This is a genomic window from Streptomyces sp. ISL-10, from assembly GCF_018614575.1.
Classification (GTDB): domain Bacteria; phylum Actinomycetota; class Actinomycetes; order Streptomycetales; family Streptomycetaceae; genus Streptomyces.
This window is the reverse complement of record NZ_JAGGOJ010000007.1, coordinates 285802-298522: the sequence shown is the minus strand read 5'-3', so window position 1 is coordinate 298522 and position 12721 is coordinate 285802. Positions and strand designations below refer to the sequence as shown.

The 12721-nt window shown below is 70.7% G+C and carries 15 protein-coding genes; 4 read left to right on the top strand and 11 right to left on the bottom strand.

What is annotated here, in order from left to right; all coding sequences use genetic code 11:
• Positions 1-39: 39 nt before the first annotated feature.
• The 3 genes from J7E88_RS08005 to J7E88_RS07995 all read right to left on the bottom strand — a co-directional run bounded on the left by J7E88_RS08005 (position 40) and on the right by J7E88_RS07995 (position 2072).
• Positions 40-216 carry a hypothetical protein gene (locus J7E88_RS08005; protein WP_215178719.1) on the bottom strand — a complete coding sequence of 59 codons (177 nt, stop codon included), beginning with the start codon at positions 214-216 and terminating at the stop codon, positions 40-42.
• Between the two features lie 172 nt (positions 217-388).
• Positions 389-850, bottom strand: a complete 462-nt coding sequence (locus J7E88_RS08000; protein ID WP_215178718.1) for a molybdenum cofactor biosynthesis protein MoaE — start codon at positions 848-850, stop codon at positions 389-391.
• A 109-nt stretch (positions 851-959) separates the two neighbouring features.
• On the bottom strand, positions 960-2072 hold the full coding sequence (locus J7E88_RS07995; RefSeq protein WP_215178717.1) for an SDR family oxidoreductase: 1113 nt from the start codon (positions 2070-2072) through the stop codon (positions 960-962).
• A gap of 215 nt (positions 2073-2287) precedes the next feature.
• On the opposite strand from J7E88_RS07995, the gene J7E88_RS07990 reads away from it, so the two are divergent.
• On the top strand, positions 2288-3751 hold the full coding sequence (locus tag J7E88_RS07990; protein ID WP_215178715.1) for a zinc-dependent metalloprotease: 1464 nt from the start codon (positions 2288-2290) through the stop codon (positions 3749-3751).
• Positions 3748-4281 (top strand): NUDIX hydrolase, encoded by a 534-nt coding sequence (locus tag J7E88_RS07985; protein WP_215178713.1) that lies wholly within the window; start codon positions 3748-3750, stop codon positions 4279-4281. The genes J7E88_RS07990 and J7E88_RS07985 overlap by 4 nt, the downstream gene beginning before the upstream one ends.
• A 54-nt stretch (positions 4282-4335) precedes the next feature.
• Here J7E88_RS07985 and J7E88_RS07980 read toward each other — a convergent pair whose 3' ends face one another.
• The 4 genes from J7E88_RS07980 to J7E88_RS07965 all read right to left on the bottom strand — a co-directional run bounded on the left by J7E88_RS07980 (position 4336) and on the right by J7E88_RS07965 (position 8244).
• Positions 4336-5091: an AIM24 family protein gene (locus J7E88_RS07980; protein ID WP_215178711.1), complete on the bottom strand. Its 756-nt coding sequence runs from the start codon at positions 5089-5091 to the stop codon at positions 4336-4338.
• Between the two features lie 17 nt (positions 5092-5108).
• Complete coding sequence (locus J7E88_RS07975; RefSeq protein WP_215178709.1) at positions 5109-5789, bottom strand: AIM24 family protein; 681 nt, start codon at positions 5787-5789, stop codon at positions 5109-5111.
• A 13-nt stretch (positions 5790-5802) separates the two neighbouring features.
• Positions 5803-7458 carry a TerD family protein gene (locus tag J7E88_RS07970; protein ID WP_215178707.1) on the bottom strand — a complete coding sequence of 552 codons (1656 nt, stop codon included), beginning with the start codon at positions 7456-7458 and terminating at the stop codon, positions 5803-5805.
• A 165-nt stretch (positions 7459-7623) separates the two neighbouring features.
• Positions 7624-8244 carry a M48 family metallopeptidase gene (locus tag J7E88_RS07965; RefSeq protein ID WP_215178705.1) on the bottom strand — a complete coding sequence of 207 codons (621 nt, stop codon included), beginning with the start codon at positions 8242-8244 and terminating at the stop codon, positions 7624-7626.
• 199 nt (positions 8245-8443) lie between these two features.
• Here J7E88_RS07965 and J7E88_RS07960 point away from each other — a divergent pair, with 199 nt between their 5' ends.
• Together J7E88_RS07960 and J7E88_RS07955 are read left to right on the top strand one after the other, a co-directional pair.
• Positions 8444-9589, top strand: coding sequence for a ThiF family adenylyltransferase (locus J7E88_RS07960; RefSeq protein WP_215178703.1), 1146 nt, complete (start codon positions 8444-8446; stop codon positions 9587-9589).
• Positions 9590-9653: 64 nt separating this feature from the next.
• Positions 9654-11057, top strand: a complete 1404-nt coding sequence (locus J7E88_RS07955; protein ID WP_215178701.1) for an AarF/ABC1/UbiB kinase family protein — start codon at positions 9654-9656, stop codon at positions 11055-11057.
• An 81-nt stretch (positions 11058-11138) separates the two neighbouring features.
• On the opposite strand, the gene J7E88_RS07950 is transcribed toward J7E88_RS07955, so the two are convergent.
• The 4 genes from J7E88_RS07950 to J7E88_RS07935 all read right to left on the bottom strand — a co-directional run bounded on the left by J7E88_RS07950 (position 11139) and on the right by J7E88_RS07935 (position 12636).
• The gene (locus J7E88_RS07950; protein ID WP_215178699.1) at positions 11139-11354 is read right to left on the bottom strand and encodes a hypothetical protein; all 216 of its coding nucleotides are present in this window, start codon (positions 11352-11354) and stop codon (positions 11139-11141) included.
• A gap of 97 nt (positions 11355-11451) precedes the next feature.
• Positions 11452-11775, bottom strand: a complete 324-nt coding sequence (locus J7E88_RS07945; protein WP_215178697.1) for a hypothetical protein — start codon at positions 11773-11775, stop codon at positions 11452-11454.
• On the bottom strand, positions 11772-12140 hold the full coding sequence (locus J7E88_RS07940; protein ID WP_215178695.1) for a WhiB family transcriptional regulator: 369 nt from the start codon (positions 12138-12140) through the stop codon (positions 11772-11774). Before J7E88_RS07940 ends, J7E88_RS07945 begins: the two co-directional genes overlap by 4 nt.
• A 169-nt stretch (positions 12141-12309) precedes the next feature.
• Complete coding sequence (locus J7E88_RS07935) at positions 12310-12636, bottom strand: hypothetical protein (protein WP_215178693.1); 327 nt, start codon at positions 12634-12636, stop codon at positions 12310-12312.
• Between the last annotated feature and the right edge of the window lie 85 nt (positions 12637-12721).

The following is a 12721-nucleotide window of genomic DNA, read 5'->3' as shown; positions in this document are numbered from 1 at the left end:
TCCGTCCGATGGGCTGTTGGCACCTGCGTACGCTCGGCGTCACTGCCGGACGGCGTCCGTACCGGAGGCGGCCTTCTCCATCGCGTCACGGAACCGGGCATAGCCGGCGAGCTCGGCGATGTCCCCGCTCGCACGGTTCCGCTGGGCCCATCCGGCCCATATAGCCGCACCGACAGCAGCGAAAAGCGGAATCAGCAACCAGGCCAGAACTGCCATCGCGACCTCCCTACCCCATGAGCGAACGCAACTGAGTGATCAGCAGATTAGTCATCTGCGGGTTCAACGCTCATGGCAGGGGTGCGGTTACGCAAATCGGGGCGGATGAGGGCTGACCGGGTTTCACCGGACGGACTTGCACTGACGGCCCGTCAGTGACGCGCTCCGGCGATCAGCAGGCGCCGACCCACTCCTCGGTGCCGTCCGAGAATTTCTGGTGCTTCCAGATGGGCACCTCGTGCTTGAGGTCGTCGATCAGCTTCCGGCACGCCTCGAATGCCTCCCCCCGGTGCGGGCAGGAAACCGCCACCACGACCGCGAGATCTCCGACCTCCAGGTCACCCACACGGTGGACGGCGGCGAGCGCCCGAACGGGGTACTCGGCGGCCACCTTCTCGGCGACGCGGCGCATCTCCGCCTCCGCCGTCGGATGGCAGGAGTAACCCAGCGCATCGACGTCGGCGCCGCCGTCGTGGTTGCGCACGGTGCCGACGAACAGCGCGGTGCCGCCCGCGGCGGCGTCGCCCACGGCCGCGAAGACCTCGTCGACGGAGAGCGGTGTGTCACGGATCGCGAGCAGCCGGATGGGGTCCTGCGCCGCGTTCTCGCCGGGGTGGTCGTACGTGCGTGCCATAGTGCCCATCGTGCCGTACGGCACTGACAGCACGGAATAGCCCTTTGCACGGTTCGGCCCCGTCGGGCCTTGGAGCCTCCTACAGGAGCACCGGTGAGCCCGGGGCGGCCTAGATCCGGCGGCGTGCCTTACGGGCGCGGCGCACCAGGGCCGCCGTGCCCAGCAGGGCGACCGTCGCGCCCGCGGCGCCCGCGGCCGTGGCGTCCTTGCGGCCGAGGCGGCGGCCCGCGACCGTGTGCCGGCCCTCGACCTCCTCCAGGAGGGCGGCGAGCACCTCCTCATTGGTCCACCGCGGGCGCCAGCCCGCGTCGTGCAGCCGGCTCACGCTCACGACCCAGGGATGCATCGTGTACGCGAGGTCGCCCGCGGGGGACGGCGTCAGGCCGATGCGGTGCAGACGCGCGGCCGCACCCAGCGCCACGGCCGAGGGCAGTTCCATCCGGCGGATGCCGCTGAGCTCCTCGACCTCCTCCTGTTCCAGCCAGCCGTCGCAGCCGACCGCCAGCTCGCCCTCGACCTTCTCCAGCGCCGCGTACTCCAGAGCGCTCACCAGGTCCTCGACATGGCAGAACTGCCAGGTGGGCCGGGATCCGGCGACCACGAGCAGCCGGGGCGACTCGAAGTAGCGGGTCAGCGCGGTGTCGGTGCCGCCGACGAGGACGGCGGGCCTGACCACCGTGACGTTCAGCCCGGGGTGGGCGCGGGGGGCGCGCCGCCCGAGACGTTCGATCTCCAGAAGGTCCCCGACGCCGGTCGCCTCGGCCGTCGCGCGCAGCTCGGCGTCCTCGGAGAGCGGGATGTCGTTCTCGGGCAGCGCCCCGTAGACCATCGCGGAGGTGCACAGGACGACCCGGTGGACACCGGCCGCCGCGGCTGCGGTCAGCACGGTCTGCGTTCCGCGGACGTTGTACGCGGTCCGGGCGGCCGTGTCGGTCTCGAGGTCGAGGTCCAGCGCGAGGTGCACCACGACGTCGGCGCCCCGCAGCTTCTCCGCGATCGCCGGGTCGCGGACGTCGAGGATGTGCCAGTGCGCCTCGGGGACCTCGCCGCGGCGCTCGTCGATCGCGATGACCTGTTTGACCTCGTCGCAGGCGGCAAGGCGCCTGGTGAGCAGGTCACCGACGCCCGTGGCGGCACCGGTGACGGCCACGACGGGACCGCGACCGGCGGCCGGGGTTGAGTGGTTTCGCGCTGCGCGAACCTGCGGATCTGGGGAACTCACCAGGCGTCTCCAGCGGTTGTCTTCAATACGCAAGCGAATGACGCATACGCACCAGGTGACGTCCATCCTGCCGCAGGCCACGTGCCGGCGGGGCATCGAGCCCGTAAGCGGCCAGGATGTCGGAGCCGCACGACCCCCGGCCGCATAGGCTGGGTGGTGTAGTCGGGCAGTCGCCGCCGACGATAAGCCGGCGGCCCTACGAGCCGAGGAAACCCGTGAGTGACACCCCATTCGGATTCGGCCTTCCGCCGGAGGAGCCGGAGAACGGCGACGAGGGCAAGAAGAAGAATCCCGCCGGAGGTGGCCAGGGCTCCGGCGGGTCCCCGTCCAATCCCTTCGGCTTCGGCGAGGGCGGCGGTGACAACCCCTTCGCCGCCATGTTCGGTTCCCTGAACCCGGGCGACCTCGGTGCCGCGTTCCAGCAGCTCGGCCAGATGCTGAGCTACGAGGGCGGCCCGGTGAACTGGGACATGGCCAAGCAGATCGCCCGCCAGACGGTCTCCCAGGGCACACCGGACGGCACCAAGGACGCGAGCGTCGGTCCCGTGGACCGCACCGCGGTCGAGGAGGCGGTACGACTGGCCGACCTTTGGCTGGACGGCGCGACCTCGCTGCCCTCGGGCGCGAGCACGGCCGTGGCGTGGAGCCGCGCTGAGTGGGTCGAGGCGACCCTCCCGGCGTGGCAGCAGCTCGTCGACCCGGTCGCCGAGCGTGTCGGTCTCGCCATGGGTGACGTGCTCCCCGAGGAGATGCAGGCCATGGCGGGCCCGCTGATCGGGATGATGCGTTCCATGGGCGGGGCGATGTTCGGCCAGCAGATCGGTCAGGCCGTCGGTGTCCTGGCCGGCGAGGTGGTGGGCTCGACAGACATCGGTCTGCCGCTGGGCCCGGCCGGCAAGGCCGCACTCCTGCCGTTGAACGTGGACGCACTCGGCAAGGACCTCAGCGTGCCGAAGGAGGAGGTGCGGCTCTACCTCGCGCTGCGCGAGGCCGCCCACCAGCGGCTCTTCACCCATGTGCCGTGGCTGCGCTCGCACCTGTTCGGTGCGGTCGAGGGGTACGCCCGCGGGATCAAGGTGGACACGACCAAGCTGGAGGACGTCGTCGGCCAGTTCGACCCGTCGCACCCCGAGCAGCTCCAGGAGGCGCTGCAGCAGGGCATGTTCCAGCCGGAGGACACCCCGGAGCAGAAGGCGGCCCTGGCCCGTCTGGAGACGGCGCTCGCGCTGGTCGAGGGCTGGGTCGACGCCGTGGTCCACGAGGCGGCCTCGGCACGGCTGACGTCTGCCGCCGCGCTGCGCGAGACCTTGCGCAGGCGCCGCGCGACCGGTGGTCCGGCGGAGCAGACGTTCGCGACGCTGATCGGTCTCCAGCTGCGTCCGCGCAGGCTGCGGGACGCCGCGCGGCTGTGGGCGTCGCTGACGGACGCGCGCGGTGTCGACGGCCGTGACGCCCTGTGGGAGCACCCGGACATGCTGCCGACGGCGACCGATCTGGACGACCCGGACGGCTTTGTGCACCGCGAGCAGCTGGACTTCTCCGAGCTGGACAAGATGCTCGGCGAGGCCGCCGGCGGCGGCACCGCGCCCAAGACGGACAAGCCGAACCTGGACAAGCGGAAGCCGGAAGAGGGACCCGAAGGGTCCGCCGGGAGCGACGAGGACGACACCGACAAGTGAGCCTTAATGACGACGCCGTCCTCGTACTGAAGGGCTACGAGGCCATCGAGGACGGCCAGAGTGCGCTGCGGCAGACGTATCTGGAGCACCTGGCGTCGCATCCGGACGGGATGTGGAAGTCCTGCGGGGCGGGGCATCTCACGGCCAGCGCGCTGGTGGTCGACGCGCAGCGCGGGCGGGTACTGCTGACGCTGCACAAGAAGCTCGGCCTATGGCTGCAGATGGGCGGCCACTGCGAGCCGCAGGACGCGACGCTTGCCGCGGCGGCGCTGCGCGAGGCGACCGAGGAGTCCGGGATCCGGGGTCTTTCCCTGCTGCCCGGCGGGCCCATCGTCCTCGACCGCCACCCGATCCCCGCGCCGTGCCACTGGCATCTGGACGTGCAGTACGCGGCGCTGGCCCCGGCCGGCTCCGCCCCGGCGATCAGCGACGAGTCGCTGGACCTGCGCTGGTTCGCCTACGACGAGGTCGCGGCCGTGGCCGACGCCTCCGTCGTACGGCTCGTGGAGCGCACGAGGGCGGCGCTGTAGCGCTGCACGGGTAAGGGGCGGTAGCCGTGGCGACCGCCCCTTACCCGTGTCCCGTCAGTTCCAGGCGTTGTTCTGGTTCTGTGCGTGGGAGCCGTGCTGGCCCATGCCGTACTGGGCGCGCACCCCCTGCCCGAGGTCCGCGTTCTGCGGGGGCATGACCTCGCTGGGCTGGACGAGGGCGAAGCCCTGCCCGAGGAAGCTCAGTTCCCAGCCCTCTCCGGTGTTGCCGCGGCGGCGGCGCACGTTGGACGAGTGCGTCTGCGCCTGCATCTGGACGCGCAGCGCGGAGGACCAGGCCACGATGGCGTCTGCGTCCACGCTGACGTACTTCTCGGCCGTCACCTGCATCATCAGCGGCTGGCCCGAGGTCATCAGCGCGACCTTGCCCCGGCCGGAGATGTTGAGCTGGTACTTGCCGGATCCGGAGATGCCGTACTGGCTGTCCACCGCGATGACCTCGGTGTGCAGCGTGGAGTCGAGCGCCAGCACATACGCGCTGTCGACGGTCATGCCCTCCTGGTCCACGTCGACGACGTGGACGTACTGGGCGAGGTTGGCAAGGTAGACGGTGCCCTGGCCCGAGCAGCGCATCAGATCCAGGCCCTCACCGGTGTTGGCACGGGCCCTGCGCTGGCTGTTCGTCTGGTACTCGCCGTCGAAGTCGACCAGCCCCTGGTAGGCGACCATCGCGCCCTTGCGGGCGAGCACGTCGTCGTGCCCGGTCAGGCTGACCCGCAGCAGCTGCGGGTTCTGTACGACGTACCGGTCCTGGGACTGCTGCTCGGCGTAGCCGAAAAGCGGACTCTGCATGGTGTTCTCGCTCCCCCTCAGCCCCGGACCCGCAGGCGGTCGGTGCTGTCCTCGCTCGGCTGTACGACGACGATGCCCTGGCCCGAGAAGGCCATCTGGTACGCCTCTCCGCTGCCCCGCCCTATCAGGGACGAGGCCTTGAAGCTGCGCTTGCCCTTCACCTTGAGGTTCGGGGACCAGGCCACGAGGGCGTCCGGGTCGACGTACGTCTCGTCCTCTCCGCGGCCGCAGTCGACGACGAGGGGCGTGCCGCGGGAGGTCAGGGCGACCCAGCCGGTGCCCGCGACCTCCACGTTCCACAGGCCCTGGCCGGCGAACTTGGCAAGGCCCTTGACCTTCTCGACACCCCACTGGAGGTGGGCGTCGAAGGCCAGGAGGTTGGTGCCGTTGACCGAGAGCGAGTCGTTGTTGAGGTTGATCACGACGACGTCGGCGCCGTAGTCGGCGAGGTAGAGCAGGCCGTCGCCGGAGCACTTCATGATCGGCGCACCCTCGCCTGTCACCCACTGGGAGGCGATCTGACGGACGGCGGGCGGGTTGGGCTCGTACTGGACGAAGCCTTCGTAGGCGACCATCGAGCCAGTGCGTGCGTACAGGTCCTGGCCGGTGGCCATGGCGACCTTGAGCATGGTGCGGCCGTGGTTCTCCATCCGGGCCGCGACGGGGGTCGGGGCGAAGCCCGCGAGTTGCTGGTTCATGTTTCGGGCTCCCTCAGACCTCGTACGGCTGGACGACGATGAAGTTGCCGGGGGCACCCCGGAACTGGAGGTTCACGGTTTCGCCGCTGTGTCCGGGGTAGGCGTTGCGCCGCAGGCGGACCTGACTGGAAAGGATCACCTGTGAGGCCGCCGACCAGGCGACGACCGCGTTGCTGTCGGCGAAGGTGGTGGGCGTGACCGGCAGAACGACCGGGACGCCCTGCGTCTTGACGACGACGGTGCCCGTGCCCTGGAACATCATCGTGAACAGCGCACCGCCGGGGATGCCGTGGCCCTCGATGCGCCGGACCTCGTGCTGGAGCGACTCGTCGAAGGCGAGCACGTTCTCGGCGGAGACACAGATGCCGTCGCCCTGCAGCTCGATGGAGTGCAGGTGTGCGCCGTTCTCCGCGAGGAAGACCTGGCCACGGCCGCTGCAGCGCATCAACTGCATCTCCTGGCCCGTGGCGTTACCGACCATGCGGCCGGCGAAACCGGCGCCCTTGTAGCTGAAGTCGACCTTGCCCTGGTACATGACCATGCTGCCCTGGCGGGCGAGCACGGGCGTGCCGCCCATGGTCAGGTCGACCCGCATCATCTGCTGGTTCTGCGGGGTCCAGCGCTGGCCGGTGGGCGTCTCGCGGTAGGGCTGCAGAGCGGCCTGGAGGCCGGCCCCGGTCTGTGGCACCCCCTGGGGCACTCCCTGCGGAGCGCCTTGGGGCATGCCGGGCTGCGGCATGCCGGGCTGCTGCCCGTACGGGCCGGGGGCCGGCTGGCCGTACGGGGACGGCATTGCGGGCGGCGGGGCCTGGCCGGGCAGCTGCCCCGGGACCTGACCGTACTGCGGCTGCTGCGGCGGTTGCGGCTGGCCGTACGGGGACGGCGCCGGCGGCGGCACGGTGCCGGGGCCAGGCGCCATGGGGGCGGCCATGGTCGGTGCGGCGTGCATCTGCGGGGCCGGCACCGGGGCCTGGGCGGCGGGAGCCGGGGCCGCAGGAGCGCCGAACGCGGGCGCGGGCGCGGGCGCGGGCTGCGGAGCTTGGGGCGCTCCGAAGGCCGGAGGCTGAGCGGGCGCGGCAGCAGCCGGGGGCGGTGCGAACGAGGGCGCGACCGCCTGAGGTTGCTGCGGGGCGGGCTCCTCCTCGGCGACCTCTCCGCCAAAGTTCTTCAGCAGTGCATCGAGCCCGCCGTCGAATCCCTGGCCGACGGCGGCGAAGCGCCATACGTCCTTGAGGTAGAAGTCGCCCAGCATCACCGCACGTTCGGTGCTGAACTCCGAGCCGTTGAACGCGTACCTGACCACCTCTTCGCCGCCCGCGACGATGCGGATGTGCCCGGGGCCGATCTGCGACATCTGCCCCGCGCCGTCGATCGTGGCGGTGAAGGAGAGCTTGTGGATGTTCGCCGGAATGCGGTCGAGAGTGACGCGGAACGACTCGGTGTCCCCGGCCTGCGCACCGAGCAGCTGAATGGACTCCTCGGGCGACTTCGGCTGGTTGAAGAAGATGAAGTACCGGTCGTCGGAGAGCTGCTCGTTCGCGTCGAGGCCGAAGCAGCTGATGTCGAAGGTCAGTCCAGGAGCAGCGATCTGCACACCTACGTACAGATCTGTTCCTGGCGTCAGATCACTGATCTTGGCCTTGTGGCCCCGTTGGAATTCCCTGGCCATGCGTTACGACCGTCCCCCATCCCGAATTACGAATGCGTCGCGTCAGGCTAACCGCTGGCGGCGACTTCGAGCCAAGCCGGTACACATTCGGTACAGGACCGTCGACACCCGCTCGCCGCCCGGCCGCCCACGACCGTCACGGCAGCGGATCGCCGCTCGCGTTCCTCACTCCTCGCGCGCGGGGGGCAGATGCGGCAGCCGGCCGGCCGCGGCGACGCCTTCGAGGTAGCCGCGGGCCCGCTCGGTACGGGGATACGCCTCCAGCAGCCGCCAGAAACGCGCCCCGTGGCCGGGCACGAGCAGGTGCGCGAGCTCATGGACGAGCACATAGTCGACGACGTACTCGGGCATGCCCTGCAGCCGGTGCGAGAGACGGATGCTGCCCTCCGCCGGAGTGCACGAGCCCCAGCGGGTGTTCTGGTTCGTCACCCATCGCACGGATGCCGGCTTCGCCCGGCCGTCGAAGTACTGCTCCGACAACCGCTCGGCCCGCTCGGCCAGTTCGCTGTCGCCGAGAACCCGCTTGCTCTCCTGCGCCGCGAGCTTGTCCAGCATCACGCCGACCCACCGGCGCTCCTCGGCCTCGGACATCCGGGCGGGGATCAGGACGATCGTGCGGTCGCCCTCGCGGTAGGCCGAGACCGTCCTGCTGCGCCGGGCGCTCCTGCGGACCTCGACCGCGCTCGTGGCGGGCCCGCGGTGCGGGTGGCGACTCGCGTTTCGCGTGGTTCCCGCGCCGCGCGCTGAGTTCTCCCCGGTGAGCCGGGGGGAGGGGTCGACGGGCACGCCCCGACGTTACCCGCTGTCAGTCCGGGAAGTCCCGCCCCCGGGACGGTTCACGCCTGATCCACTCCATGGCTGCACGATTTGAACGACTAATACCCCGCACCTGTGGACAACTTTTCACACGCCGCGGCGCGGACCGGCATTCTGACAACGGCTCGAGACCGAAGAGCAGAATTCAACCGGGGGAACGGGGACGGATATGCATCCGATGATGAAGCCTGCCCTGCGACGGGCATGGCGTGACCGCCAGTCCGTGCAGGTCGGGGTGACATCCGCGCACGCGGTGACGGTGGGGCCCGTGGACACCGCGACAGGCTCGCTCATCGAGCTGCTGGACGGCACCCGCGGACTGGACCTCCTGCGTGCCGAGGCACGCACGATGGGGCTGCCGGACGGGCGGGCCGACGCGCTGGTCGGGCGGCTGGCGGCCGCCGGACTCCTGGACGACCCGACGGCCGGCGGACCGGCCGCGGACTCTCTGCGAAGAAGGCCGGGTGCCCTCGACCGGCTGCGTCCGGATCTGGCTTCCTTGTCCGTGGTCCATCCCGAGCCGGGCGGCGCGATGCGGCGACTGGCGGCCCGGCGGGCCGTACGGGTCCAGGTGCGCGGCGCGGGCAGGGTCGGCGCCCTCGTCGCGGCGACGCTGTCCTCGGCGGGAGTGGGGCGGGTCGAGGTGCTGGACGGCGGCTTCACAGAACCGGGCGATGTCACACCGGGCGGACTGGCGCCCGAGGAGATCGGACAGCGCAGGGACGCGGCGGCCCGGCGTCTGGTCCGCCGCTCGGCACCGGACCGCCCCCCGCGCAGGGCGGAGGTGGCGGAGCCGGGCGGCGGCGAGCCGGCACTCGCTCTCGTGGTGGTGGCCCCGCGTGACGGACTCGACGCCTACGCACCGGACCCGCTGCCGGCCGAGGACTGGATCGCCGCCGGGATCCCCCATCTCTACGCGGGAGTTGTGGAGGCGACCGGCGTGGTGGGGCCGCTGGTGGTGCCGGGGAGCACAGCATGCGCCGGATGCCTGGAGCGCTGCCGGACGGAGCGCGACCCGGCCCGGTCGATACTGCTCGCGCAGTGGCGCTCGGGACGGCGCGCAGCAGTGCCCTCCGCCTGTGACGCAGCGCTGGCCACGACCGTCGCGGGGCTCACCGCGTGTCACGCGGTGTCCTTCCTCGACGGGGACCTGCCGGCGAGTGCGGATGCCCGCTGGGAGGTGTCGCTGCCGTCCGTGCGGTGGCGCTCCGAGCGGATCAGTGCCCATGCCGAGTGCCCGTGCGGCGCGGCGGGCAGGACTGAGACCAGACACACCTCGGGGTTCGGTCCGACACACGAGACAATGGCCGGGTAACCGCCGTCAACGGAGCAACGCCGTAAGGCAGATGCGGCACGCCGGCTGGGACTTGGAGGGGCGTATGTCTGATCTACCCCGGAAGGCGGTCACCCGTACCGCAAAATTGGCCGCGCTGCCACTGGGCATCGCGGGCCGTGCCACCTGGGGGCTGGGCAAGCGGATCGGCGGCAGGTCCGCTGAGATCGTGGCCCGTGAACTGCAACAGCGCACGGCGGACCAGCTGTTCAAGGTGCTCGGCGAGCTCAAGGGCGGCGCGATGAAGTTCGGACAGGCGATGTCCGTCTTCGAGTCGGCCCTGCCCGAGGAGATCGCCGGCCCGTACCGGGCAGCGCTCACCAAGCTGCAGGACGCCGCGCCGCCGATGCCGACGCGCACCGTCCACACCGTGCTCGCGGAGCGTCTCGGAGAAGAGTGGCGCGAGCTGTTCCTCAGTTTCGAGGACAAGCCCTCGGCAGCCGCCTCCATCGGCCAGGTGCACCGGGCCGTGTGGCACGACGGGCGCGAGGTCGCGGTCAAGGTGCAGTACCCCGGTGCGGGGGACGCGCTCCTGTCGGACCTGACCCAGCTGAGCCGTTTCGCCAAGCTCCTCGGTCCCCTCATCCCGGGGATGGACATCAAGCCGCTGATCGCCGAACTGCGCGACCGGGTCTCGGAGGAGCTGGACTACGAGCTGGAGGCGCAGGCCCAGCGTGAGCATGCGGCCGAGTTCGCCGGTGATCCCGATGTGGTCGTGCCGGACGTGGTCCACCAGTGCGACCAGGTGCTGGTGACGGAGTGGATCGACGGCATACCGCTGGCGGACGTGATCGCGGACGGCACCCCGGAGCAGCGTGACCGCGCGGGCCAGTTGCTGGCCCGGTTCCTCTTCTCCGGCCCCGCTCGTACAGGACGGCTCCACGCCGACCCTCACCCGGGCAACTTCCGGCTTCTGCCGGGCGAGGACGGCGAGTCCCTGCGGCTGGGCGTCCTGGACTTCGGCACGGTGGACCGTCTGTCGGGAGGGCTGCCGCAAACCATCGGGGCATGCCTGCGGATGACGCTGGCGGGCGAGGCCGAAGCCGTTTACCAGATGCTGTGCGAGGAGGGCTTCGTCAAGGAGTCCGTCAAGCTCGACCCCGACCAGGTGCTCGACTATCTGCTGCCGATCATCGAGCCGGCGGAGGTGGAGGAGTTCACGTTCACCCGCGGCTGGATGCGCGCACAGGCCGCACGGATCGCCGACGTCCGCTCCCCCGCACACCAGTTGGGCAAGCAGCTCAATCTGCCGCCGTCGTATCTCCTCATACACCGTGTGACGTTGAGCACCATCGGTGTGCTGTGCCAGCTGAACGCGTCCGTGCGGCTGCGGGAGGAGTTGGAGGCCTGGCTGCCCGGATTCCTCGCCGAGGAGGAGGACCTTCAGGACCGCGCGCTCGAGGAGCAGGGGGCGTCGGCCGAAGAGGCGGTGGTGGAGGCGCAGGCTTGACCGTCGCCCGCGGAGCGCGCACGCGGATCGCCGGCTCGCGCCTGTCGCTGTGACGGGGGCGGACCGGCGTGCCGGGTGGTGTCACCACCAGTCCGTGTCGAGCTTCCCCTCGATCGCCCTGATGTTGGCCCGAGCACAGGCCTCGCACAGGTACCTGCGGACACCATGCTCCACGGAGCATGTCCAGGTGACCGGTGTCCCCTCGGCGGTCGCGCCGCAGACGGAGCACACGGTGATCCCGGCGTCCTGTGCCGGCGCGCCCTGCGGTTCGGGCTGCGGCGTCTTGTCCTGGTCCACCTGGCGACGATACCGCCGCCCGGAGCACGTCTGCGTGAGCAACGCACCGCGGGGGCCGGTCCGTTCGGACCGGCCCCCGCGGGGACTGCGTGTGCTGTCACTGCATGACGGCCATGGCCAGTGCACGACGGGCGCGCATCGAGACGCGCTCGGCACGGCGCTGCATCCGCCGGGCGGCGACCAGGCGCACGGCCTGGCGTTCCGCATCGGCTTCGCGCCGGCGCTCGTGCATATGCGCACGAGCCAGGGCTTCTGGGATGAGTTGCATTTCGCGGGTCCTGTTCTGACGCGAGGCGGTCGCGCCGATCGTGGTGACTGCTGGAGTGGCGGAGCCTGACGGCTCGCTGGCGGAAGAGGTCATCGGGGCCTGCTTATGGGGTTCGTGCGTGACGGGTCGATCGATGGTTCCGGCGGTGCTCATGCCGCGACCGGGTTCTTGCGCGGGCGACCACGAGGCCGCTTCCGGGCGACGACGACACCCTGGACGAAGAGCTCTCCGCCCCAGACGCCCCACGGCTCACGCCGCTCCTTGGCGCCGGCGAGGCAGGCCTCCACCAGCGGGCAGGTACGGCAGAGGGACTTGGCGTACTCGACGTCGGCCGGCGACTCGGCGAAGAAGACCTCCGGGTCGTAGGAGCGGCAGGGGACGGGTACGCCGAGGTTCTCGATGGCGTCGTCGAGCGCGGTCAGCGCGGTGAGGGGAGTCAAGGTGGAGTCCTCGGGAAGGGCGGGCGGGGAGATCGGCTGGGAAGGCGGTACGGACGGGGCGTGCGCTTCGAGTTGCACGGTGTGTTGTTCCTCGTCTGTTGTGCCGGCCGGTCGGCCGGTTGGCTGCTGGTACCGGGTACTTCTGGTCCCGAGGCCCCTCCGCTCTGTCATCCCGCTGGGGAAAACAGAAGGGCCGCGGATCCCTGGTGGGGTTCCGCGGCCCTGAAGGCGCCGGCCTGATCGTGCATCAGGCTGGATCACTCCAGGGTTCGAGCCCACGGAAGGCCCACTTCGAGTGGTGGTGCGTCGTCTGCTGCCGGGTCTCGGCACTGGCCGCCGCGAGGGCATAGGCCTGAGCCTCTGCCGCTGCTACTCCTGCTTCCAGTGCCTTGGTCGGTCGCTCATTGCGCTCCAGGACGGGCAGGCCGCCCAGGCCGGACGCAGGAAGCACGGCGAAGTTGCCGGACATACCGGTGCCGATGAACGCCGAGGAGAAGCCGAGCGAGCAGGCGGAGACGACCGAGCGATCGGTCATTTTGGCGGTGCTGATGAAGCTGGTCTCGATGCTGATCACTGGAATCGCCTCCTCTCGGCGTCTCTGGGACCGGGCAAGCCGGTCGCGGTATTCGGATAAGTACAGCACGAGGACAGGGCTTCAG